Genomic DNA, 21,047 nt, shown 5'->3' with positions numbered 1-21,047 from the left:
CGCGGGTCGAGAGCGCGAGCCGATACCGCGGGGCGATACCGCGAGGCCTGCTCGCCAGGCGTCGCCGCCGCCGCGCTCCGCGGCGCGGGTTCCGCTCGGCTCCGGTGGACGCTCCGTGGTCACCGCACCGGGCGGCTCGCCGCCTCGGCCGTCCCCGCCGTCCGTGCCCGCCGCCGTACCCGTACGGCTTCGTACGGCTTACGGCTTCAGCGACCCGGACCGCGGCGGCGACCGCGAGCGGGTGCCGCCAACGGCCGGCCGCGTGCGTGCCGCCCTGGCCGCGGCTGCCCGCGGTGGCGGCCGGGCCGGCCACGGCTGCGGTGCCGCGGTGCCGGTGCCTGTGGTGCCTGCTGTGTCCGCGATACGTGCTGTGTCCGCGGCGCGTTCGGCGTCCGTGATGCCGGCGAGCCGGTGGCGTCCGGGTGCCTGCGGGCCGTGCCTGCGGGCGTCTGCGGGCGTCCGGTGCGTGCGGTCGTTCGGTGCCGGCGGCGTTGCGCGCCTGCCGTGCCGCCGTACGGCCGTGCCGGCCGGGTCACGCGTCCGCGGACCCGCGCGCACCGCACCGCGGTACGGCTCATGTGCACCGCGGCAGGCGGCACACGCACCGCGTCACGCGCACCGCGCGTCGCCGTCGCGCCGTGCCGCGGTGCGCCCGCGGCCGGCGGACCTCCTCTGCGCGCCCCATTCCGGCGATGACCACCGTCACTTTCCGCCGCCGTGCCCCGGACGGGCCCGCGGCGAGCCCGCTGGAGGCAATTCCGTGCCAGACCGAGAACCAGACCGCACCCGCGCCCGGCCGTCCGGCCGGCCCCGTCCCAAACCCTCCGGACGGGGCCGTTCGCGGCCCGGCCGCGGCAACGTCGTCCGGGCGGTCGTCGCCCTGGCCGTCGTCGCGCTCTTCCTCGCCCTCACCCAGTCCCCCCGGCTGGGGCTGGACCTGCGGGGCGGCACCCAGATCGTCCTGGAGACCCGGGACTCGCCACAGGCCGAGGCGGATGCCGAGGCCACCGACCGGACACTGGAGGTGCTCCGGCGCAGGATCGACGCCCTCGGCGTCACCGAACCCGGCATCACCCGCTCCGGGGACAACCGGATCATCGTCGAACTGCCCGGTGTGCAGGACCCGCGCGAGGCCGAGAAGGTGCTCGGCCGCACCGCGCAGCTCTCCTTCCACCCGGTCCTGGGGGCCGGGGAACCAGCCACCGAGCGGAAGGACGGCGAGGACGGCGAGGACGGCGCGGAGAAGGACGAGGGGCGGACCCTCAACGACGAGGACGGCCGTCCGCTGCGGCTCGGCCCCACCCGGATGACGGGCGAGGGCGTCGAGGGCGCCGAGGCCCGCTTCGACTCCGAGACGGGAGGCGGCTGGTTCGTCTCCCTCGACCTGAAGGGGGCGGGCGGCAAGGAGTGGCAGCGGCTGACCGGTGAGGCGGCCTGCGCCGCACCCGGCGACCCGGCCCGGCGGGTCGCGATCGTCCTCGACGACAAGGTGATCTCCTCACCGCAGGTCGACCCGTCGGTGCGGTGCGAGGCGGGCATCGCGGGCGGCTCCACCCAGATCACCGGCAGCTTCGGACAGCAGGAGGCCGAGGAACTGTCGCTGCTGATCAGCGGCGGGGCGCTGCCGGTGCCGGTGGAGACCGTGGAGCAGCGCACGGTCGGCCCGACGCTCGGTGCCGCCGCCATCGAGGCAAGCGCTTGGGCCGCGGTCATCGGCGTGGCGCTGACCTCGCTGTTCATCCTGTTCGTCTACCGGCTCTTCGGCGGGCTCGCGGCGATCGCCCTGGCCGCCTACGGCCTCATCTCCTACGCCGCGCTGGTGGCCGTCGGCGCGACCCTCACCCTCCCCGGCCTGGCCGGCTTCGTGCTGGCCATCGGCATGGCGGTGGACGCCAACGTGCTCGTCTTCGAGCGGGCGCGGGAGGAGTACGCGGCGCGCCGTACCAAGAGCCTGCGGACCGCGCTCACGTCCGGGTACCGCAACGCGTTCAGCGCCATCGCGGACTCCAACGTCACCACACTGCTGGCCGCGGTCCTGTTGTTCTTCCTGGCCTCGGGACCGGTCCGGGGCTTCGGTGTCACCCTGTCCATCGGTGTGCTGGCGTCCATGGTCAGCGCGCTCGTGGTGGCCCGGGCGCTCACCGGGTTCGCGGGTGACCGGACGTGGGTGCGACGGCGCCCGGCGGTCACCGGGATCGCCGCGGTGGGCCGGGTCCGTACCTGGATCACCCGCCGGAGTCCCGATCTGATGCGGCACGGCAGGCGCTGGCTCGCCGTCTCGGCCGCGGCCGTGGTCCTCGCCACGAGCGGCATCGTGGTGCGCGGCCTGGACTTCGGTGTCGAGTTCACCGGCGGGCGGCTCGTGGAGTACGCGACGAACCGGCCGGTGGACGCGGAACGGGCCCGCGAGGCGGTCTCCGACGCGGGCTTCCCGCGCGCGGTGGTGCAGTCCTCCGGCGAGGGCGACATCTCCGTACGGACCGAGGAGCTCACCAACGCCGAGGAGGCCCGGGTGCGGGAAGCGCTCGCCGGGCCCGGCGGCGGCGCGGAGAAACTGCGCGACGAGCTGATCGGCCCGAGCCTCGGGGACGAGCTGCGCCGCAACGCCCTGATCGCCCTCGGGGTGGCGCTCCTGGCCCAGCTCGGCTATCTGGCGGTCCGCTTCCGCTGGACGTTCGGGATCGGCGCGGTGGCGGCCATGGCCCATGACGTGCTGATCCTCACCGGCGTCTTCGCCTGGCTCGGCAAGCCGGTGGACGGGGTGTTCCTGGCGGCGCTGCTCACCGTCATCGGCTACTCGGTGAACGACTCGGTCGTGGTCTTCGACCGGGTGCGCGAGCTGTGGGCCCGGCACCGCGGCACCCCGTTCGCCCGGGTGGCCAACACCGCCGTGCTCCAGACCGTGCCGCGCACTGTCAACACCGGTACGGGAGCCGTGTTCATCCTCGCCGCCCTGGCCCTGCTCGGCGGGGACTCGCTCACGGACTTCGCCCTGGCGCTGCTGATCGGCATCGTCGTGGGGACGTACTCGTCGGTGTTCACCGCCACCCCCATGGCCGTTGAGCTGGAAGAACGCTGTTCGGAACGTGCCATTCCGGTGAAGCGAAAAGATTCGGCCACGAAGCCGTCCGCAGGCGGAAAGAAGTCGGTGGAGCGGCAGTCCGGTGACAATGGGGCCGTAGTCTGACCCGCAGCGTCTCGGCAAGCCCCGGAGGGCCGGGAAAGTACCTGGTCGTCCGGGGCTCCGTGGACCAAACATGTTCACGCAATCAATATCGAAACGAACAAAACCGCCCTAAGGGACAGCGGTCGCTGAAACGCCATCGCACAGCTTGGCGCAGAACACAACAGCGGGAGTTTCAGCCAAAGATCAACAACGATCTTGGCTTGAGGTGGTTTCCTGTCGAAAGATGTTGCCCACGGCGAACTGTGACGGGGCGGTCGCCGTGGGCCACAATGTCCCCGCGTCCTCCCGCGCGGGGAAGACGCGGATGAGGGGCTTTGCCGTGGATTCCTGCTTCACCGACCGTCGGCATCATGAACTGCGCCGACGGGTCCGTGAGTTCGCCGAGAAAGAGGTACGTCCCCGGATACCCGGCATGGAGGCGTCGCGCACCGTCTCCCACGAGATCTCCCGCCTGATCGCCCGGCAGGGATGGATCGGTGCCACCATCGATCCCGGCTACGGCGGCATGGGTGCCGGGCACCTGGCCAAAACCATCATCATCGAGGAACTCGCCCGCGTCAGCGGCGCCATGGGCGCCATGGTGCAGGCGTCCCAGCTCGGCGTCGCCAAGATCGTCCACTTCGGTGACGACGCCCAGCGCAAGACCTGGCTGCCCAGGATCGCCGCCGGCGAGTGCCTGCCGACCATCGCCGTGACGGAGCCGCAGTCCGGCGGGCACGTGCTCGGCATGGAGGGCACCGCCGTCCGCGACGGCGACCACTACGTCCTCAACGGGCGCAAGGTGTTCGTCGGCAACAGCCACGTCGGCGACCTGCACGGCGTCGTGGTCCGCACGGGCCCCGGCTCCAAGGGGCTGACGGCCTTTCTGGTCGAGTCCGACGCACCCGGCTTCTCGCTCGGCGAGCAGCAGCCCGCCATGGGCCTGCACGGCTTCAGCTTCGGCGAGCTGATCTTCGACGACTGCCGGGTACCCGCCGCCAACCGGCTCGGCGAGGAGGGTGACGGCCTGTCCGTCGCCTACTCCTCCAGCGTGCTCTACGGCCGGTCGAACCTCGCCGCCGTCTCGCTCGGCATCCACCAGGCGATCATGGAGGAGACCACGGCCTTCTGCACGGAGCGGGAGCGGTACGGCAAGCCCCTGGCCGAACTCAACAACATCAAGCTCAAGGTCGGCCAGATGCAGTCCCGGCTGATGACCGCGCGGCTGGCCGCCTACCACGCCGTCCACCTGCTCGACCGCGGCCTGCCCTGCGACGCGGAGCTGATGAACGCGAAGCTGCTGAACGTCGAGTACGCCCTCGACTCGGCCCGCAGCGCGATGGAGATCCACGCGGCCAGCGGGCTGTTCACCGACCGCCCGCTGGAGCGCTACGTGCGCGACGCGTTCCACATCTTCGCCCCGGCCGGCACCTCCGACATCCAACTGCTGCGGCTGGGAGAGGTGGCGCTCGGCGGCGCGAAGGGCTCCTGGTCGGAGAAGCTGTCCGAGGTGGTGCGCACCGTCGAGCCCCAGCCGGTGCACTGACCGGCCGCGGCCCCGTGCGGGCGCACGGCGGCGCCGTGCCGGGACACGGACGGCCCGTGGCGGCGTACGGAGCCCCCGAGAGGGCGCGCACGGGCCCCGGGAAGGGCTCCCGCCCCCGCGGGCCGGACGCACCGGACGCGGCGCGGGCGGAGGCGGACGCGGAGACGGCGGAGGGCCACGGCAGACGCTGCCGTGGCCCTCTGTGCCGCTGTCCGCGGACCGTCCCCCGTCGGCCCGTCAGATGCCGTGGCCGGACTCCCGCCGGTGGATCTGGTCGACCATCTCGGCGGCCATCGACTTGATGGTCTCCAGGCCCTGCCGCCCCCACGGGCGCGGCTCCTGCGCGACCACGCAGATCGTGCCGAGCGCCATGCCCGTACGGTCGATCAGCGGGGCGCCCAGGTAGGAGCGGATGCCGATCTCGTCGACGACCGGGTTGCCCGCGAACCGCGGGTAGTCGCAGACGTCCTCCAGCACCAGCGCCTTGCGGCGGACCACCACGTGCGGGCAGTAGCCGTGGTCCCGGGCCATCACGCGGCCCGGCTGCGACGCCTGCTGCGCGGGGCTGATGTCGACCCCCGCGTGCTGGTCCCCGGGGGTGTAGAGCCCGGCGAAGTACTGGCGGTGCTCGTCGATGAAGTTGACCATGGCGTACGGCGCGCCGGTGATCCGGGCGAGTTCGCGGGCGAACTCGTCGAACTCGGGCACCGGGGCGTCCCCGATGCCGAGTTCGGCCAGCCGGGTGGCCCGCTTCGGGGCCTCGCCGTCCTGGGGAGTCAGCAGGAGGTGGCCGGTCGGGTCGTAGGACGTGTACGGGGAGGGTGTGGACACAAGTGCTCCGTTCGGCTGCGTAGCGGGGGATCGGGGGCGGGCACGGGGGTTCTCAGCGCAGCAGGTCGGCCTTCGCCGGGGAGCCGGCGACGGTGGTGAGCAGGTGCTGGACGAGCGCGACGAGGACCTGGGTACCGGAGTTGCACTGCCGGGCGTCACAGAGCACCACCGGGACGTCGGACCGCAGATCGATGGCCGCCCGCACCTCGTCCGGGGTGTAGCGGTGCGAGCCGTCGAACTCGTTGACGGCCACGACGAATCCGATGCCGCGGCGCTCGAAGAAGTCCACCGCGGCGAAGCACTGGTCGAGCCGCCGGGTGTCGGCGAGCACGACCGCGCCCAGCGCGCCGTTCGACAGCTCGTCCCACATGAACCAGAACCGTTCCTGGCCGGGGGTGCCGAACAGGTACAGCACATGCCGTTCGTCCAGGGTGATCCGGCCGAAGTCCATCGCCACGGTGGTCGTCGACTTGTTCTCGACCCCGGCGAGGCTGTCGGTCCGCGCGCTCACCTGGGTGAGCAGTTCCTCCGTGCTGAGCGGCTCGATCTCGCTGACCGCGCCGACAAAGGTGGTCTTGCCCGCCCCGAAGCCCCCCGCGACCAGGATCTTCAGAGCGGTCGGGAAGGGATCAGAGCCGCTTGCGGAGACCATGCAGCACCGCCTCCAAAATATTCATGTCGTTCGGAACGGCCGCCACCGTACGGGGAGCCTTCGTGGTCACGGCCCCGCAGTCGACCAGGTCCGAGAGGAGGACCTTGGTGACGACCGCGGGGAGCCGTACATGGGCGGACAGCTCGGCCACCGACATGGGGTCGTCGCACAACTCCAAAACCTGGGCGTGGTCGGGGCCGAGATAGTTCTCGGGTTGGCTGCCGGTGGCCATCACCATCGTGAGCAGATCGAAGTGCGCCGAGGGACGGGTGCGCCCGTTGCTGACCGTGTACGGGCGGACCAGCCGGCCCGCCTCGTCGTCCAGCCACATTCCGTCCCGCGCTCCGGGCATCCTCAGCGCCCCAGACCGGTTTGGTGCACTCCGCCGTCGGTCTGCGGGGCGGCGGACTGCCGGGCGGGCGTCACCAGGTACGGGCGCACGCTCTTGACGAGCATGGCCATCTCGTAGCCCAGCACGGCCGCGTCGGCCTCACGGCCCGCCAGCACCGCGAGACAGGCGCCGGAACCGGCGGTGGAGACGAACAGCAAGGAGGAGTCGAGTTCCACCACCACCTGCCGGACGTCCCCGCCGTCGTCGAAGCGCATGCCGGCGCTCCGGGCGAGGGAGTAGAGGCCCGACGCCAGCGCGGCGAGGTGGTCCGCGCTGTCGGTGTCGAGGCCGTCGGCGGCCTTGACGAGGCCGTCGGAGGACAGCAGCAGCGCGCTGCGGGTATGGGGCACGCGCTGGACGAGGCCGGTCAGAAGCCAGGAGAGGTCGGAGTTCTGGCCGGTGCGCATGTCGCTCACCATGAAAGCGTTCTTCTCCTCGGATAGGAGCCTGCGGGGGTTCAGGAAGGGGTGTCCGTGCGGTTCTCGTCGGGTGTTTCGGGACGGTCCGCGAGGCTGAAACCGCGGCGGAACGCGGCCATCAGCTCGGGGTTGTGCTCCGCCTCGTTCCCCGCGGAGCCGGAGGACGCCGCGGACGGCGGTGCGTCGCGGAGTTCCGGTGCGAGGTGTTCCTGACGGCGCCGACGCGGCAGTTCGGGCCGGTCCCCCGTGGCGTCGCCGGAACGGTTCGCGGCCCCGGAGGGCGCGGGAGGCGTGTTCGTTTCCATGGCGCGTACCGCCATCTGGTCGGTGTCCGCGGCCCGGGTGTGCTGAGGCGCCGCGGGGGGAGGGGAAGCGGGGGCGGCCGCCGCCGGCGCGGTGGCGGGTGCGGGCATCGGGCCGGGGCCGCGGACGTGCTGCGGTGCGGCCAGGGGAGCCTGTTCCCGGCGCGGCGCGGGGACCGAGACCTGCTCCGTGCGGGGCGGGGGGACGGCGGCGGCCGGCGCGGCCGCGGTGTGCGGTACGGCCCGCTCGGCCGTCTCGTCGCTGCCGAGCAGGGCCTGCGGCAGCACGAGCACGGCCTGCACACCGCCGTAGATGTTGCTCTGGAGCTGCACGGCGATGCCGTGCCGGCGCGCCAGCGAGGACACCACGAACAGCCCGATGCGGCCGTCCCGCAGCAGCTCGCCCACGTCGATCCGCTCCGGGTCGGCGAGCAGCGCGTTCATCCGCTCCTGCTCGCCGCGCGGCATGCCGAGGCCGCGGTCCTCGACCTCGACGGCGAGCCCGGCCGCCACGTGCTGGGCGCGCAGCAGCACCTGGGTCTGCGGGGCGGAGAAGATCGTGGCGTTCTCGACCAGCTCCGCGAGGAGGTGGATGACGTCGGCGACCGCGTGGCCGCGCAGGGTGCCGTCGATCGGCGGCACCAGCTTGACCCGGGAGTAGTGCTCGACCTCGGCGATCGAGGAGCGGAGCACCTCGGTCAGGGTGACCGGGCGGCTCCACTGGCGGCGGGAGACGGCGCCACCGAGCACGGCGAGGTTCTCCGCGTGCCGCCGGATGCGGGTCGCGAGGTGGTCGACCTGGAACAGGCCCTTGAGCAGGTCCGGGTCCTCGACCTCGTTCTCCAGTTCGTCCAGCAGCTCGATCTCGCGGTGCACCAGGGACTGCAGACGCCGGGCGAGGTTGACGAAGACCTCGACCTTGTCGTCGCTGTCGGTCTCGCCCCGGATCACCTGCGCGGCCTGCACCACCGCGTCCTCGGCCGCCCGCTGGGCGCGGGTGAACTCGTGCGACAGCAGGTCCAGCGCGTCGCCCTCGGGATCCGGGACCGGCGCGTGCGGGTGCAGCTGGATGCGCTCGCCGTCGCCGAGCCTGCGCAGCAGCTCCTGCAGGTCGGACCGGCCGCGGACACCGGCACGGCGCAGCGCCGCGTACCGCCGGAGCGTGGCGCGGGCCTGCGCGTCGCCCATCGCGGCGGCCGCGGTGACGATGCCGCAGCCGAGCACGGCCATGCCGATGGTGACGCCCCAGGAGACGCCGTCGCCGCCGTCGTCCTGCGAACGGAGCACGAACACCAGGGCGCCCACGGACAGCACGGTGACCAGCAGGGCGGGGAGCGCCGCGAGCCGTACGGTGCGGGAGCGCAGGGCCGAGTCGGCGGCCGCCTCGTGGGCGGGCGGGCTGCCGTGTCTCTTCCCGTTGCGCACCGGGGGAGGGCCGGTTTCCTGACGTGCGGCGTAAGCAGGGGGTGCAGGCATGGGAATCCTCTCGACCAGCCGTGCGCGGACACCGCAGGCTAGTCGTCAACGCACATGAGACAAGGGGCAGTTGTGGTCTTCGCCACCCTACGCCACCCTCTTGGGGCGTCAGTAATCATGCGGCGGGCGGCAAACCCGGCGAACAGCGGGGTTCCTGCTCGGCAGACAGCGTAGCCTCAAGATCCTTGGCCTGAACTTTGCACCGTGTCAAGAGAGTTGACAGAGCCGCCCGAAACACCGGAACCACCGGAACCGGCCGGAGCGCCGGCGTCACGCGCACCGCCGGAGCCACCCGGACCGTCTGCCTCCCCGGAGTCACCGGACTCCCCGGCGCCACCCGGGTCGCCGGGGCCGCCCGGCTCTCCCGAGCTTCCCGAGCCCCCGGAGCCGTCCGAGCCGCCCCAGTCGCCGGACTCCCCGCCGTCCCCGGAGCCGCCGTCGTCCCCGGCCCCGTCCCGCACCAGCCGCTCCGACAGCCGGCGGGCCTCCATCAGCAGCGAGCCGAACACCGCCACGGCCTCCGGACTCCCGGTGGCCCAGCGGGGGAGTTCCCGGCGGAGCGTGTCGTGCAGCGAACCGGCGGACCTCAGGGTGTCCCTCAGTTCCTCCCGGGCCGACTCGGGGCCGTCGACGGACCGGCCGTAGGCGCGTACCGCGGTGGCGACGCGGCGGAGGAAACCCGCGTACGGGCCGGTGACCTCGGAGCCGGGCTGCGGATCGGAGGTGCGCCGGTCGGCCGCGTCCAGCAGGTTGCGGGTGAGCGCGCCCACGTGGTCGGCGACGTGGGCGAGGGTCTCCAGCGCCTCCTCGTAGGCCGGGGTCAGCCGGGAGATCTCGGACTTCCACCGCCGCTCCGGGTTGAGCCGGGTGCTCTCCCGGCTCCACGCCAGCGAGGTCCGGACGTCGCGGATCATCCCCGGCAGCCGGTGCGCCCGGTCGTACCAGCGGACCGCCCGCTCGTACTCCCAGGGCTCCTCCATCCCGTCCGCGATCTCGTCCAGGATGTCGCCCACCTCGTCGACGACCCCGCCCACCGCCTTGCGGGAGTCGCGCAGATAGGAGGGCGGGCGCACCAGGGCGTTGATCCCGATGCCGATCGCCGCGCCGAGCAGCGCGGCCAGCAGCCTTTCCCCCGCGTCCCCCGCCGACGCTTCCCCCGCGGACACGGTGAACAGGGCCGAAGTGGCACTGTAGATGCCCTGGTGGCCCAGCCGGGGCCAGTTCCCCACCAGCACCGTGAGCGGCAGCACGACGGCCATCGCCGCCACCGGATGACCGAGGAGCGCCAGGGCGCCGGTCGCCAGCACGGTGCCGAACGCGATCGCCAGCAGCTGCTGCACGCCCTGCGCGACCGAGCGGTAGACGGTGGCCTGCACCAGCACCACGGCCACCCACGGCGCCATCAGCGCCAGGGAGTCGGCCAGCAGCCAGGACGACACGATCCAGGCGAGGATCGCGGCCGCCGCCGCCTTCAGGGCCTGGATGACGAGGTCCCGCTCCCGCCCCGGGCCGGACCAGGCGTTGCGCGCGGCACGCGCCACGGCGCTGCTCTCCGTACGGACGAAGGACGACAGTGACCTCGAGTAGTCCATGCTCTCTCCGGTGCCACGTGAGACGCGATCCACGCATGCCGGATTGCCGAGGATGCCCCGGCGGATGCGGGGTACTCCGGCGGGAGACCGTGCCCCGACCGTTCACGAGGAAGCGACATGGACTACGACAATCTGCGCGAGCTCGGGCAGCAGCTGCGGGTCGACGCCGTACGGGCCGCCGACGCGGCCGGCTCCGGGCACCCCACGTCGTCGATGTCGGCGGCCGACCTGATGGCCGTCCTGCTGGCCCGGCACCTGCACTACGACTTCGGCGAGCCCGCGCGCCCCGGCAACGACCACCTCGTGTTCTCCAAGGGGCACGCGTCACCGCTGCTCTACGCCCTCTACAAGGCCGGGGGAGCGGTCACCGACGAGGAACTCCTGACCTTCCGCGCCGAGGGCAGCAGGCTGGAGGGGCACCCGACACCCCAGCTGCCGTGGGTGGACGTCGCCACCGGCTCGCTGGGGCAGGGGCTGCCCGTAGGCGTGGGGATCGCGCTGGCCGGCAAGCACCTGGACCGGCTGCCGTACCGGGTGTGGGTGCTCTGCGGCGACAGCGAGATGGCCGAGGGCTCCATGTGGGAGGCGTTCGAGCACGCCGGGCACGAGCGGCTGGACAACCTCACCGCGGTGATCGACGTCAACCGTCTCGGCCAGCGCGGCCCGACCCGCCACGAGTGGGACCTGGACGCCTACGCCCACCGCATCCGGTCCTTCGGCTGGCACACGGTGGAGGTCGACGGGCACGACGTCGCGGCCGTCGACGAGGCGTACGCCGAGGCACGCTCCACCGCCCTGCGGCCCACGGCGATCATCGCCAGGACCAGGAAGGGCCGGGGCGTCCAGGCCGTCGAGGACCGGGAAGGCGCGCACGGCAAGCCGCTGCCCGACGCGGCCGAGGCCATCGCCGAACTCGGCGGCCGGCGAGACCTCGCGGTCGACGTGGCGCCGCCGCCCGACGTGCGGGCACCGCACCGCGCGCACGAGGACCTGGTGCTGCCGCACTACGAGACCGGCGACAGCGTGGCCACCCGAGACGCCTACGGGGCGGCGCTGACCGCCCTGGGCGCCGCGCGCGGCGACGTCGTGGCGCTCGACGGCGAGGTGAGCGACTCCACCCGGTCCCGCGCCTTCGCCAAGGACCACCCGGACCGGTTCTTCGAGTGCTACATCGCCGAACAGCAGCTCGTCGCGGCGGGCGTCGGCATGCAGGCCCGGGGCTGGACCCCGTTCGTCTCCACCTTCGCGGCCTTCCTCACCCGCGCCCACGACTTCGTCAGGATGGCCGCCGTCAGCCGCGCCTCGCTCAACTTCGCGGGCTCGCACGCGGGCGTCGCGATCGGCGAGGACGGGCCCTCCCAGATGGGCCTGGAGGACCTGGCGATGTTCCGCGCCGTACACGACAGCACGGTGCTCTACCCCTGCGACGCCAACCAGACGGCGCGCCTGATGTCCGCGATGACCGACCGGCCGGGCGTCAACTACCTGCGCACGTCCCGCGGCGCCACACCGGTGATCTACGGGCCCGAGGAGCGCTTCCAGGTCGGCGGCAGCACCGTGCTGCGCTCCTCCGACGCGGACCAGGTCACGCTGATCGGTGCCGGCGTCACCCTGCACGAGGCGCTGGCCGCGGCCGACCGGCTCGCCGAGGAGGACATCGCGGCCCGGGTGATCGACCTGTACTCGGTCAAGCCCGTCGACGCCGAGACGCTGCACACGGCCGCCGACGCCACGGGCCGCTTCGTCACCGTGGAGGACCACCGGCCCGAGGGCGGGCTCGGCGACGCCGTCCTCGAGGCCTTCACCGACGGCCGCCGGGCACCCCGCGTCGCACGGCTCGCGGTGCGGAACCTGCCGGCCTCCGCCGGCGCGGAGCGGCAGCTCGCCATCGCCGGGATCGACGCGGAAGCCATCGTCGGGGCGGCCCGCCGGCTCCTCGCCGCGGGCGACTGAGACGGCACCGGGACGGCAGCACGGCCGCGCGCGGCCGGGGCCGTGCCCGTGCCTGTGAACGGCGCGACGAGACGGCCGGAAGGAGCAACGCGGATGAGCAGCGCAACCAGGAGCGGCGAGGGCGGGCTGAGGGTCGTGGTCGTCGGGGCGACGGGCAACGTCGGCACCAGCGTCGTACAGGCCCTCAGCGAGGACCCGGCAGTCGGCTCCGTCCTCGGCCTGGCCCGCAGGATTCCCCGCTGGCAGCCGGAGCGGACCACCTGGGCCGCCACGGACATCGGCACGGAGGCCTCGCTCGGGGACCTGACCCGGCACTTCCGGGGCGCGGACGCCGTGATCCACCTCGCCTGGCTGTTCCAGCCCACGCACGACCCCGGGACCACCTGGCGCACGAATGTCCTCGGCGGCCTGCGGGTGTTCGACGCGGTGGCCGCGGCGGAGGTGCCGGTGCTCGTGTACGCGTCCTCCGTCGGCGCCTACTCGCCCGGGCCCAAGGACCGCCCCGTCGACGAGTCCTGGCCGACCCACGGCTGGGCGGAGGCCGCCTACTGCCGCGAGAAGTCGTACCTCGAACGGGCCCTCGACGGCTTCGAGCGGGCCCGTCCCGGGATCCGGGTGGTCCGGATGCGCCCGGGCTTCCTGTTCAAGCGCGAGGCCGCCACCGAACAGCGCCGGCTCTTCGCCGGTCCGCTGCTCCCGCAGCGCCTGCCCCGCCCCGAGCGGCTGCCCGTCGTCCCCGACCTGCCCGGACTCCGGTTCCAGGTGCTGCACACGGACGACGCGGCGGAGGCCTACCGGCTGGCCGTGACGACCCCGGGCGCCCGGGGCGCGTACAACCTCGCGGCGGGCCCGCCCGTCGATCCCCGGCTGCTCGCCCGGATGTGGGACGCGCGGGTGGTGCGGCTGCCGCTGCGGCCGGTGCGCGCGGCGGTCGCCGCCGCCTGGCACCTGCGCCTGGTGCCCGCCGCGCCCCAGCTGTTCGACGCGGTGCTGCGGCTGCCGCTGATGGACACCGGGCGGGCGGAACGGGAGCTGGGCTGGCGGCCCCGGTACTCCGCGGAGGAGGCGCTGGGCGCCTTCGTCAGCGGGCTCCGGGAGGGCGCGGGGATGTCCACTGCCCCGCTGGCCGCCCGGCTGCCCGGGGGCCGGGTGGAGGAACTGAGAACGGGGGTGGGAAGCCGCGGCTAGAGCGGGCACGGGCACGGGCACAGGTGCGGGGGCGGGCACCGGCACGGGTGCGGGCGCGTAGGTGCGGGGCGCACACGTCGGCCGGCTCGGGGCGTGACGGTCCGGCTCGGGGCGTTGCGTGACAGGTCCGGCTCGGGGCGCGAGGGCTCCGGGCGAGGGGCTGGACGGAGCGCGCGGCCCGGGAACCGGGCGGGCGCGTGGCGCGGCGTCCGACCGGGAGCCGGGCGCGCGAGAGGCCAAGCGCACGTGGAGAGGCCAAGCGCACGGGCGCGCCGGCATGCGGCACGGCGTACCCGAGCGAGCGCACGCCCGCATACCGGAGCCGTGAGAGCACTCCGGCATGGCGTACCGGTGCGTCGCGGCGCGCTCAGGTCCGCGGCGGCACGGCCCTCAGGAAGTCCGACACGGCCCTCAGGAGGTCCACAGCGACACGGCCATGGCCAGCAGGAACACCGCGAACAGCGCCACGACCAGCCAGATCGCGATCAGCGGACCCTTCGCCCAGCCCTTCGTGGGGTTGTGGGTCTCCCGCGGCCCGGCCTCGGACATGCTGCTCTCTCCGGGTGGAGTCTCCCCGGGCGGTACGCCGCCACCCGGCCCCGGGCCGGAGGCGCGGCGGGGGGCCGGATCGGGGTCCGGTGGGCTGTGGTGGGAGGTGTTCATGGTGACCGAGTGCGCAGGGATCGGCGTCTCACACCTCGCGGGGTGAGGCTCGGCCGGTTTGACGCAACGACCACGGGCTACCGGAGTGGGGCAGACAGCAGAGGGCCAGCTGACACCTGACACCTGACAGCAGTCGGCAGGAGCAGCCAGCAGGAGCAGGCAGACGCGAAACCGCCGGCCGCGCACACGCGACCGGCCCGGCAGAGGGGAGGCCGTCACCCATGACGTCCGCGACGGGAGACGAGGCGAAGACGGCCGGGCCGCCGCGCGAGGCACCCGTGCCCGGCTCCGTGGGCGTGGTCATCGCGACCCGCGACCGCGCCGAGTCGCTGGCGGTGACCCTGCGCCACCTGCTGGAGCTGCCGGAACGGCCGCCCGTCCTGGTCGTGGACAACGCCTCCAGCGATCACACCCGGAGCATGGTCGCCGAACGCTTCCCGGAGGTCCGGCTCCTCGCGCTGCCGGCCAACCGCGGCGCCCTCGCCCGCAACGAGGGGGTCCGCGCCATGGACACCCCGTACATCGCCTTCAGCGACGACGACTCCTGGTGGCAGCCGGGCGCCCTCGCGCACGCGGTGCGGATCCTGGAGGACCACCCGCGGCTCGGGCTGCTCGCCGCCCGCACCCTCGTCGGCCCGCGGAACCGGTCTGATCCCCTCAACGCCGCCCTCGCGGACTCCCCCGTGGGACGCGCCCGCGACCTGCCCGGTCCGGACGTCCTCGGTTATCTCGGCTGCGCGGCCGTGGCCCGGCGGCGGGCGTATCTCGACGCCGGCGGCTACCACCCGGTGCTCTTCTTCGGCGGCGAGGAGACCCTGCTCGCCTACGATCTGGCCGCGCGCGGCTGGGGCGTGGCCTACTGCCCGGAAGTCGTCGCGCACCACCACCCCGCCCCCGGGCCGCGCACCCGGCGCGCGGCCCGCGTGCTGCGCAACGAACTGCTGACGGCATGGCTGCGCCGCCCGCTGCCGACCGCCCTGCGGCGGACGGCCGCACTGGCCGCCGCCGCCCGCACCGACGCCACCGCTCGGCAGGCGCTGGGCGGCGCCGTCGCCCGGCTGCCCGCCGCGCTGCGCTGCCGCGAACCGCTGCCGGCGCATGTCGAGGGAGCCGTCCGGCGGCTGGAAGCGCGGGGGACGGCGTGAACGGGCGCCCGACGGACGCCGCACGGGAGCGGGAGCGGACGCGACAGCAGGAGCACGGGCAGGAACGGCAGCCGCACGAGCAGGAACGGCAGCCGCACGAGCACGAGCGGCAGCAGGAGCAGCAGGAGCACGGGCGTCAGCAGGAACAGCAGGAGAAGAAGCAGGAACGGGGAGGGCGGCGGGGACAGCCTCGGCGGTCGCCCGGGCCCGCGGCGGCGGGCGGACCGGCCGGGAGGACGGGAGCCGGGGCGAGCACCGGCCCCGCCGCGGAGGCCGCGGCGCACCGGGCCGGGCACGACGGCCGGACGACCGTTGTCGTGATCACCCGGAACCGGCGGGAGGAACTGCTGCACACCCTCGACCGGCTCGCCGAACTGCCCGAGGACCCCGAGGTCGTCGTCGTCGACAACGGTTCCTCCGACGGTACGGCCGGGGCCGTCGCCGCCCGCCACCCCCGCACCCGGCTGCTGCGGCCGGGCCGCAACCTCGGTGCCGTGGGACGCAACCTGGCCGTACGGCAGGTCCGCACCCCGTACGTGGCCTTCTGTGACGACGACTCCTGGTGGGCGCCGGGCTCCCTGGCGGCCTGCGCGGATCTGCTCGACCGCCACCCCGGGCTCGCCGGTGTGACGGCCCGGATCGTCGTCGAGCCCGCCGGCACCGAGGACCCGATCGTCGGGGAGCTGCGCGACTCGCCCGTCCGCGGCCCGGACTGGCTGCCGGGCCCGGCGCTGGGCTCGTTCCTGGCCGCCGCGACCACCCTGCGGACCGACGCCTTCCGGGCCGTCGGCGGCTTCTCGCCGAGGCTCTGGCTGGGCGGTGAGGAGGAACTGCTCGCCACGGACCTCGCCGTCCGCGGCTGGTGGCTGGTGTACGCCGAGGGCGCGGCCGTCCACCACGCCCCGTCCGTCGCGCGCGACGCGACCGGGCGGCGCACCAACGGGCTCCGCAACACCCTCTGGTTCGGCTGGCTGCGCCGCCCCTGGCCGGCCGCGCTCCGCCGCACCGCGTACCTGGCCCGCACGGTGCCCCGGGACCGGGCGTCGCTGCGCGCCTTCCGGCTGGCGCTGGCCGGGCTGCCGTGGGTGCTGCGGGAGCGCAGCGTCGTACCGCGGGAGGTCGAGGCCCGGCTCCGGCTGCTGGAGCGGGCCCAGCGGCGTTCGACGGCGCGGCGCTACGTGGGCTGAACCGCCCCACCACGTTACGGAACGGCCCGGCGGGGTCACCCGGGAAGCGAGCCGACGCAAACGACCACGGAGGCGGTGCTCACCATGCGCTACGAACATCTCACCGGCCAGGTGCAGGCCCAGGCCCAGTTGCCGGACCGGCAGTCGGCCGAACGGGCTCTGCGCGGCACGCTGGAGACGCTCGCCGAACGCCTGCCGGACGGACTCGCCGACCACCTGGCGGCGCAGCTGCCGGAGGGCGCGGCGGAATCCGTGGAACGGGTGACCGCCGCCCACGAGGCCTCCCCCGAGCTGCGGGCGCACAGCCGGGACCACGGTGAGCGGTTCGACCTGACGACCTTCGCGGGCCGGATCGCCTGGCGCACCGGCACCACGGAGGAGACCGCGCTGCGGGAGGCGGCGGCCGTACTGGAGGTGCTGGATGCCGCCGTCAGCCCGGAACTCATGCACAAGCTCAGCACCGTCCTGCCGCGGGACATCGGCGGGCTGCTCCCGGAGTCACGGGCCGCGGGCGGCCCCGGGGCCTGACCGGCGGGCGTGCCCGGCGACCGTGCCCGGCGACCGTGCCCGGCGACAGGTGAGGCCCCCGGAGAGCCGGCGGGCGCACCGGGCAAGGCGGGAGACCAGGGGAAGCGGGGGCCGGCGGGGACGAGGAGGAGACAGATGGACCCGATGGACCCGAAGGAGCCGCGGGACCCCCGGGATCCCCGGGACCGGCCCGCGGACGACCGCTTCGGGAGCGACCGCCCCGCGGACGGCTCCCGGCACGACCGCCCCGCGGACGGTGAGGAGCCCGGCGGCCCGGTCCCGAGGTCCCGTTCCGGTGTCGTGGGGCGCCGCTGGGAGCGGACCGGGGACGAACCCGTCACCGCGCGCAGCGCGCTCGGGCTGCGGCTGCTGCTGGCCGTCGTCTACACGCCGGTGTTCGTGGCCGGCGCGGTGCTGTTCGCCGTCTGGTCCGCCTCGGCGGATCCCGCCGGCGCGCCCAGTGCGGGTTCGCTTGCCGTGGTCGCGGCGCTCTGCGCGGCACTGGCGCTGCTGTCGGCTCTCGACCTCGCGGTGGTCCTGCGGCGGAGGAGACGGGAACGCGGCCCCCGGAACCGCTGACCGCCGGGGAACACACCGGCGCGGCCGGGGCGGGCGCCGGGCCGGAACATGATTCGGCCCGGCGGTCCGGGGCACCCGGCTGACTGCGACCGAGCCACCGACCAAGGAGCGAACGGGAACCATGAGCCGACCGCGCATCGTGATCGTCGGAGCCGGGTTCGCCGGTTACCAGACCGCCCGCACGCTGTCCCGGATCGCCAAGGGCGCCGCGGAGATCGTGCTCGTGAACCCGCACGACTACTTCCTGTACGTGCCGCTGCTCCCGGAGGTCGCGACCGGGACCCTCGAGCCCCGCCGGATCTCGGTGTCGCTCACCGGCACCCTGCCCGGCGTGCGGCTGGTGCTCGGCCAGGCGGAGCACGTCGACCTGGACGGCCGCAGGATCGGCCTGACCGACCCCGAGGGCAACCACCGCGAGCTGTCCTACGACCGTCTGGTCCTCGCCGCGGGCAGCGTCAACAAGCTGCTGCCGATCCCCGGCGTCACCGAGCACGCCCACGGCTTCCGCGGCATGCCCGAGGCGCTCTACCTGCGCGACCACATGACCCGTCAGATCGAACTGGCCGACGCGAGCGACGACCCGGCCGAACGCGAGGCCCGCTGCACCTTCGTGGTCGTCGGCGCCGGTTACACCGGCAGTGAGGTCGCCGCGCACGGCAAGCTGTTCACCGACGCGCTCGCCCGCAAGCACGGTTCGCTGCGGGACCGGGAGCCGCCGCGCTGGCTGCTGCTCGACGTGGCCCCGCGGGTGCTGCCCGGACTGCCCGAGCACATGGCCCGGACCACGGAACGGGTGCTCACCGACCGGGGCGTCGATGTCCGCATGGGCACGTCCGTGGACGAGGCGACCAAGGAGGGCGTGCACCTCACCAGCGGAGACTTCGTCGCGACCCGCTCGCTGATCTGGTGCGTCGGGGTGCGGCCGGACCCGCTCGTCGGGGACCTGGGGCTGCCGGTGGACAAGGGGCGCCTCTGTGTCGACGAGTATCTGAACGTGCCGGGGCACCCGGAGGTCTTCGCCTGCGGGGACGCCGCCGCCGTCCCGGACCTCAACCACCCGGGCGAGGTCACGCCGATGACCGCCCAGCACGCCTGGCGCCAGGGCAAGACCGCCGCCCGCAACATCGCGGCCTCCTACGGCCGTGGCGAGCGGGCTCCGTACCGCCACCGCGACCTGGGCTTCGTCGTGGATCTCGGCGGCGCCAGCGCGGCGGCCAACCCGCTGCAACTGCCGCTGTCGGGGCTCGCCGCCAAGGCCGTCAGCCGCGGGTACCACCTGATGTCGATGCCGGGGAACCGGGTGCGCACCGGGGCCGACTGGCTGCTGGACGCGATGCTGCCCAAGCAGGCCGTCCAGCTCGGCCTGGTCCGCTCCGACGCGGTGCCGCTGGAGAACACGGCGCCCGAGCTCCCGGCCCGCAGCGGCGGCTGACCGGCCCGCCGGGCACGGCCCGGGGTGCCCGCGGCTGTCCGGCGTGCCCGCCGGGCACGCCGCGGCCCGTACCGGTGGCCCGTACCGGTGGCCCGTACCGGTGGCCCGTACCGGTGGCCCGTACCGGCGAGCGGGCCGGCCGCGTCCGTCCCTGCCGTCCGCGGCGCCCGCGGCACCGAAAGCCACTGGTCAGCAGGGACCGGCATCGGCGATGCTGGCCGGCATGGAGATCAGGGAAGTCACGGCGGCCGACTGGGCCGCGATCTGGCCGTTCCAGCAGAAGATCGTCGCGGCGGGAGAGACATACACGTATCCGCGCGACCTGGACGAGGACCGCGCCCGCGAGATGTGGATGCTCCGGGCGCCCGGTCACACGGTCGTGGCCGTGGACGAGACCGGTGCGGTGCTCGGCACGGCCAAGATGAACCCGAATCACATGGGCGGCGCCTCGCACATCGCGAGCGCCAGCTTCATGGTCGCCCCCGAGCACGGCGGACGGGGCGTGGGCCGGGCGCTCGGCGAGTACGTACTGCGGTGGGCCCGGGCGGAGGGCTACCGGGCAATGCAGTTCAACGCGGTGGTGGAGACCAACACCAGGGCGGTGGCGCTCTGGAGGTCCCTCGGCTTCGAGGTGCTGGGCACCCTGCCGGAGGGCTTTCTGCACCCGGAGAAGGGCTACGTCGGGCTGCACATCATGCACCGCAAACTCTGAACGGGCGACGGGCGACGGGCGACGGGCGAACGGCCCCGGCGCTGGAGGAGAGAGGGCGGCGGGGGCGGACACGGGCGGAGACGCGAACGCGGGAGCGGTCGTGGGCGCGGGCGTGCCGGTGGCGGTGGAGGCGCAGGCGGACACCAACGCGCGGCGCGGCGCGCACGGGGGCGGGGGCAGGGGCATGGCCAGGGGGCGCCGCAGGGGGATTCGGATGGGATCAGGTAGCGCGCTGTGACTCTCCGACTCTGCTCAGCGCCCGATTCCGAGCGCTGTCTGAGCGGATCCTTATGGGTTCATGAAGAACCCGCCTCTTCGGTGATCGAACTCGACCGGGCGGCCTATCGTCGGCGAGGTCGGTCCAACTCCGCGGTCGGACCGGCACGTCCCAGTTCCGCAATGGCCGGCACCCGGTGTGCCGCCGGCCGACCTGCCCGGAGGCCCCCACCATGAGTCCACGCCACGGCAGACGGCGCTCCGTGCCGCTTCGCGAAATCGCGTTGGCGGCCGGAGCGCTCACTGTTGTGGCGGGTGTCGGAGCGGGCTTCGCCCTCGACGACACGGGCACGTCACCGGCGGATCCCGATCACCGGACCGCCGCGGAAGGTGCCGTTTCCTCGGCGTCCCCCATGGCCGAGGAAACGGCGCCCACACCCTCCCCCTCGCGGACCGGCGGCAGCCCGTCCGCGACACCGCGCGAGAAGAAGAGCCGCGCCCCGGAAACCCCGGTGACACGGTCGAAGGCGCCCGCGACGCCGGAACGCGAGGCTCCCGCCCCGTCGGCCCCCCGCAAGACGACGCTTCGGTCGTCCGGGTCCGGCGGCGGCACGGCGGACCGGACCACGGCCGGGCAGATCCTGAGCCTGGTCAACGAGGAGCGCGCACAGGCCGGTTGCCCGGCGCTCAAAGCCAGCGCGGCACTGGACCGCGCCGCCCAGAAGTACAGCGAGACCATGGCCTCCGACGGCGAGCTCTCGCACACCGGCCCCGACGGGTCGACCGTCGCGGACCGCGTCGGGCGCGAGGGCTACGCCTGGTCCGCGGTCGGCGAGAACATAGCGGTCGGCCAGCAGGACGCGCGGGCCGTCATGGACAGCTGGATGAACAGTGAGGGCCACCGGGCGAACATCCTCAACTGCTCCTTCGAGGAGCTGGGTGTCGGCGTCCGGCACAGCGGCGGCCCCTGGTGGACCCAGGTCTTCGCAACCGGCCGCTGACGGATCCGCCCCCGCCCCGCCGCGGCCCGGAGCCGCGCCCCTGCCTCTGCCGGGTGCCGCGCCCCTGC

18 protein-coding genes are annotated in these 21,047 nt (G+C 74.2%); 11 read left to right on the top strand and 7 right to left on the bottom strand.

All coding sequences use genetic code 11. The features are described from left to right. Positions 1–880 precede the first annotated feature (880 nt). Together secD and GCU69_RS01905 are read left to right on the top strand one after the other, a co-directional pair. A complete protein-coding gene (gene secD / locus GCU69_RS01910; protein WP_235978150.1) occupies positions 881–3,187 on the top strand; it encodes a protein translocase subunit SecD in 2,307 nt (768 codons plus the stop codon). A 304-nt stretch (positions 3,188–3,491) separates the two neighbouring features. After that, positions 3,492–4,712, top strand: coding sequence for an acyl-CoA dehydrogenase family protein (locus tag GCU69_RS01905; protein ID WP_098754485.1), 1,221 nt, complete (start codon positions 3,492–3,494; stop codon positions 4,710–4,712). 237 nt (positions 4,713–4,949) lie between these two features. On the opposite strand, the gene GCU69_RS01900 is transcribed toward GCU69_RS01905, so the two are convergent. From GCU69_RS01900 to GCU69_RS01875, 6 genes are all read right to left on the bottom strand, one after another. Then, positions 4,950–5,543, bottom strand: coding sequence for a GAF domain-containing protein (locus GCU69_RS01900; RefSeq protein ID WP_098754486.1), 594 nt, complete (start codon positions 5,541–5,543; stop codon positions 4,950–4,952). A 52-nt stretch (positions 5,544–5,595) separates the two neighbouring features. Then, positions 5,596–6,195, bottom strand: a complete 600-nt coding sequence (locus GCU69_RS01895; protein ID WP_156204947.1) for a GTP-binding protein — start codon at positions 6,193–6,195, stop codon at positions 5,596–5,598. Further along, the gene (locus GCU69_RS01890; protein ID WP_098754373.1) at positions 6,173–6,547 is read right to left on the bottom strand and encodes a DUF742 domain-containing protein; all 375 of its coding nucleotides are present in this window, start codon (positions 6,545–6,547) and stop codon (positions 6,173–6,175) included. Before GCU69_RS01890 ends, GCU69_RS01895 begins: the two co-directional genes overlap by 23 nt. Positions 6,548–6,549: 2 nt before the next feature. After that, entirely contained in the window at positions 6,550–7,005 is a 456-nt protein-coding gene (locus GCU69_RS01885) for a roadblock/LC7 domain-containing protein (RefSeq protein WP_098754374.1), read from the bottom strand. A gap of 38 nt (positions 7,006–7,043) precedes the next feature. Beyond that, positions 7,044–8,732, bottom strand: a complete 1,689-nt coding sequence (locus GCU69_RS01880) for a sensor histidine kinase (protein ID WP_235978148.1) — start codon at positions 8,730–8,732, stop codon at positions 7,044–7,046. Positions 8,733–8,959: 227 nt separating this feature from the next. Continuing rightward, a complete protein-coding gene (locus GCU69_RS01875; protein ID WP_156204946.1) occupies positions 8,960–10,375 on the bottom strand; it encodes an FUSC family protein in 1,416 nt (471 codons plus the stop codon). A 117-nt stretch (positions 10,376–10,492) separates the two neighbouring features. Here GCU69_RS01875 and GCU69_RS01870 point away from each other — a divergent pair, with 117 nt between their 5' ends. Beyond that, positions 10,493–12,328, top strand: coding sequence for a transketolase (locus tag GCU69_RS01870; RefSeq protein ID WP_156204945.1), 1,836 nt, complete (start codon positions 10,493–10,495; stop codon positions 12,326–12,328). Positions 12,329–12,421: 93 nt separating this feature from the next. After that, positions 12,422–13,516: an NAD-dependent epimerase/dehydratase family protein gene (locus GCU69_RS01865; RefSeq protein WP_098754378.1), complete on the top strand. Its 1,095-nt coding sequence runs from the start codon at positions 12,422–12,424 to the stop codon at positions 13,514–13,516. A gap of 411 nt (positions 13,517–13,927) precedes the next feature. Here GCU69_RS01865 and GCU69_RS01860 read toward each other — a convergent pair whose 3' ends face one another. Next, entirely contained in the window at positions 13,928–14,179 is a 252-nt protein-coding gene (locus GCU69_RS01860; RefSeq protein ID WP_098754379.1) for a DUF6480 family protein, read from the bottom strand. Between the two features lie 221 nt (positions 14,180–14,400). Here GCU69_RS01860 and GCU69_RS01855 point away from each other — a divergent pair, with 221 nt between their 5' ends. The 7 genes from GCU69_RS01855 to GCU69_RS01825 all read left to right on the top strand — a co-directional run bounded on the left by GCU69_RS01855 (position 14,401) and on the right by GCU69_RS01825 (position 20,979). Further along, positions 14,401–15,324 carry a glycosyltransferase family 2 protein gene (locus tag GCU69_RS01855; RefSeq protein WP_098754380.1) on the top strand — a complete coding sequence of 308 codons (924 nt, stop codon included), beginning with the start codon at positions 14,401–14,403 and terminating at the stop codon, positions 15,322–15,324. A 317-nt stretch (positions 15,325–15,641) separates the two neighbouring features. After that, a complete protein-coding gene (locus tag GCU69_RS01850) occupies positions 15,642–16,511 on the top strand; it encodes a glycosyltransferase family 2 protein (protein WP_098754382.1) in 870 nt (289 codons plus the stop codon). A gap of 84 nt (positions 16,512–16,595) precedes the next feature. Further along, entirely contained in the window at positions 16,596–17,039 is a 444-nt protein-coding gene (locus GCU69_RS01845; RefSeq protein WP_098754383.1) for a DUF2267 domain-containing protein, read from the top strand. A gap of 135 nt (positions 17,040–17,174) precedes the next feature. Next, positions 17,175–17,618: a DUF6343 family protein gene (locus tag GCU69_RS34495; RefSeq protein WP_306474084.1), complete on the top strand. Its 444-nt coding sequence runs from the start codon at positions 17,175–17,177 to the stop codon at positions 17,616–17,618. Positions 17,619–17,739: 121 nt separating this feature from the next. After that, positions 17,740–19,050, top strand: coding sequence for an NAD(P)/FAD-dependent oxidoreductase (locus tag GCU69_RS01835; RefSeq protein ID WP_098754381.1), 1,311 nt, complete (start codon positions 17,740–17,742; stop codon positions 19,048–19,050). A gap of 223 nt (positions 19,051–19,273) precedes the next feature. Then, complete coding sequence (locus tag GCU69_RS01830) at positions 19,274–19,762, top strand: GNAT family N-acetyltransferase (protein ID WP_098754385.1); 489 nt, start codon at positions 19,274–19,276, stop codon at positions 19,760–19,762. A 629-nt stretch (positions 19,763–20,391) separates the two neighbouring features. Further along, positions 20,392–20,979, top strand: a complete 588-nt coding sequence (locus GCU69_RS01825) for a CAP domain-containing protein (RefSeq protein WP_235978147.1) — start codon at positions 20,392–20,394, stop codon at positions 20,977–20,979. The last annotated feature ends 68 nt before the right edge of the window (positions 20,980–21,047 follow it).

The organism is Streptomyces lycii (assembly GCF_009735685.1).
In the GTDB taxonomy this organism is placed as follows: Bacteria; Actinomycetota; Actinomycetes; order Streptomycetales; family Streptomycetaceae; genus Streptomyces; species Streptomyces lycii.
The sequence above is the reverse complement of the archived record's forward strand: the minus strand, read 5'-3'. Positions and strand labels throughout refer to the sequence as shown.